The 2,703-nt window shown below is 69.3% G+C and carries 3 protein-coding genes; 2 read left to right on the plus strand and 1 reads right to left on the minus strand.

What is annotated here, in order from left to right:
* Positions 1-492 (minus strand): LysR family transcriptional regulator (locus H3O04_RS34835; protein ID WP_202589463.1); only part of this gene is annotated, 492 nt, incomplete at its 3' end.
* Between the two features lie 111 nt (positions 493-603).
* On the opposite strand from H3O04_RS34835, the gene H3O04_RS34840 reads away from it, so the two are divergent.
* The gene (locus H3O04_RS34840) at positions 604-1,689 is read left to right on the plus strand and encodes a YeiH family protein (protein WP_027814158.1); all 1,086 of its coding nucleotides are present in this window, start codon (positions 604-606) and stop codon (positions 1,687-1,689) included.
* A gap of 115 nt (positions 1,690-1,804) precedes the next feature.
* Positions 1,805-2,703: ClcB-like voltage-gated chloride channel protein (locus H3O04_RS34845; protein WP_202589464.1), on the plus strand; the 899-nt coding region annotated here is incomplete at its 3' end.

Consider the following 2,703-nt stretch of genomic DNA (forward strand, 5'->3'; position numbering starts at 1 on the left):
GTCCTCGTGCCACGCGTGCACGGCCGTGCCCGGCGGCAGCGCCTCGCCGGGCGGCCCTTCGATCAGCGCGATGTCGAGCGACGGCAGCGCCGCGACCACGTCGGCCGTATTGCCGCTCATCGTCTGGATCGACACGCGCGGCGCGTGCGGCTGGAACGCCGCGATCAGGTACGGCAGCAGGTAGCTCGCGGGCGTCGTGCTCGCGCCGATGCGCAGCGTGCCGGCTTCCAGCCCGCGCACCGCGTCGCGAAACGCACGCGCCTGCGCGAACGTGTCGCGCTGCGCCTTCGCGTATTGCGCGAGCTGTTCGCCGACCGGCGTCAGGCGGATGCCGCGGCCGTCGCGCTGGTACAGCGACTCGCCGAACTCTTCCTGCAGCAGCCGCAACTGGCCCGACACGGCCGGCTGCGACAGATGCAGCGCCACGGCGGCGCGGCTGATGTTCAGATGCTCGGCGACGGCGGCGAACGTTATCAGTTGATCCGGGGTCATGGGTATGAATTATCGGCTTTCCGGATAGTTTATGTCACAAATCACAATTTTTCATATCGATATAACGAAATTAGGATTGCACCATCGCCACACGCTCCATCACGGTGCTCCATGTCCACTGCTCCGACTCCCCCTCTCAGCCACGCCGCGCCGTCGATGCGCGGCCAGTTGAACGGCGTGCTGTTCGTCGCGCTATTCGCCGCCGCCGTCACGAGCCTGTCCGAGCTTCCTGCGATCGCGGGGCTCGGCCTGTCGCCGCTGATCGTCGGCATCGTCGCCGGCGCGCTGTACGGCAACGCACTGCGCGACGGCATGCCGGCCAGCTGGGCGGCCGGCGTCAATTTCTCCGCCCGCAAGCTGCTGCGCATCGCGGTCGCGTTCTTCGGCTTGCGCGTGAGCCTGCAGGAGATCGCGCAGGTCGGGCTGCCGGGCCTCGCGGTGTCGGTACTGATCGTCGTCAGCACGCTCGCGATCGGCACCTGGGTCGGCATGAAGCTGATGAAGCTCGACCGCGACGCCGCGCTGCTGACCGCCGCCGGCAGCGCGATCTGCGGCGCGGCCGCGGTGCTCGCGTTCGAGTCGACGCTGCAGTCGAAGCCGCACCAGAGCGCGATGGCGGTGGGCAGCGTCGTGCTGTTCGGCACGCTGTCGATGTTCCTGTATCCGCTCGCCTACCACGCCGGGCTGCTGAACCTCGATCCGGCCGGCCTCGGCCTGTTCTTCGGCGGCACGATCCACGAAGTCGCGCAGGTGGTCGGCGCGGCGAGCGACATCAGCCCGGAGGTCGTGCACGTCGCGACGATCGTGAAGATGACGCGCGTGATGCTGCTGGTGCCCGTGCTGCTCGCGCTCGGCTGGTGGCTCGCCCGTTCGTCCCGTTCCGCGCGCGCGGCTCACGACACGGCCGGCGGCACGCAACGCCAGCGCAAGGTGGCGGTGCCCTGGTTCGCGCTCGGCTTCCTCGGCTTCGTGATCGTCAATTCGCTGAACGTATTGCCCGCGGACGTCACGCATACGCTGAACGTGCTCGACACCTTCGCGCTGACGATGGCCATGACCGCACTCGGCATCGAGACGCGCGTCGCGCAGATCCGCGCAGCCGGCCCGCGTGCACTGATGACCGGCCTGATCCTGAACGTGTGGCTGATCGCCGGCGGCTACGGGATCACCTGGGCCGTGCAGCACTGGCTTGGCTGAGCCGCACGTCCGCGACGGCTCGCGCGCCGCGCCCGACGGGAAGCCCGACAGGGAAGTCCCGCGGGCGCGGCGCAGTGCTATGCTTCGCGTCGTTTTCCATCGCCCCCTTTCAGCCGTGCTCTCGTTCCTGCTGAAGCTGCGCACTCGCGCCCGAACGCTGTTCCGCCTGTCGGACGCCCATACGATGCTGATCTGGTCGGCCATCGTCGGCGTCGGCGGCGCCTTTGCGACGATGGCGTTTCGCGAAGGCATCGACCTGATGCAGCGGTTGATCTCGGGGCACAGCGGCAGCTTCGTGCAGATGGCGAAGAGCCTGCCGTGGTACCTGCGGTTCTGGATGCCGGCCGCGGGCGGCTTCCTCGCCGGCTGCGTGCTGCTGCTCGCGACGCGCGGCGACAAGGAGGCCGCCAAGACCGACTACATGGAGTCGGTCGCGCTCGGCAACGGCGTCGTGCCGGTACGGCAGAGCCTGTGGCGCAGCGTGTCGTCGCTGCTGACGATCGGCAGCGGCGGCTCGATCGGCCGCGAAGGCCCGATGGTGCAGCTCGCGGCGCTCGCCGCGTCGCTCGTCGGCCGCTTCGCGCACTTCGACCCGCCGCGCCTGCGCCTGCTGGTCGCGTGCGGGGCGGCGGCCGGCATCACGTCCGCGTACAACGCGCCGATCGCCGGCGCCTTTTTCGTGTCGGAAATCGTGCTCGGCACGATCGCGATGGAGAGCTTCGGGCCGATGGTCGTCGCGTCGGTCGTCGCGAACATCGTGATGCGCGAATTCGCCGGCTATCGGCCGCCGTACGAGATGCCGGTGTTTCCGGCCGTGACCGGCGCCGAGGTGCTGCCGTTCGTCGTGCTCGGCGCGCTGTGCGGCGTGCTCGCGCCGCAGTTCCTGCACCTGCTCGACGCGTCGAAGACGCAGTTCAAGCGGCTGCCGGTGCCGTTGCCCGTGCGGCTCGCGCTCGGCGGCCTAGTCGTCGGCGTGATCTCGGTGTGGATTCCGGACGTGTGGGGCAACGGCTA

This window comes from Burkholderia sp. KCJ3K979 (genome assembly GCF_016759955.1).
Classification (GTDB): Bacteria; Pseudomonadota; Gammaproteobacteria; order Burkholderiales; family Burkholderiaceae; genus Burkholderia; species Burkholderia orbicola.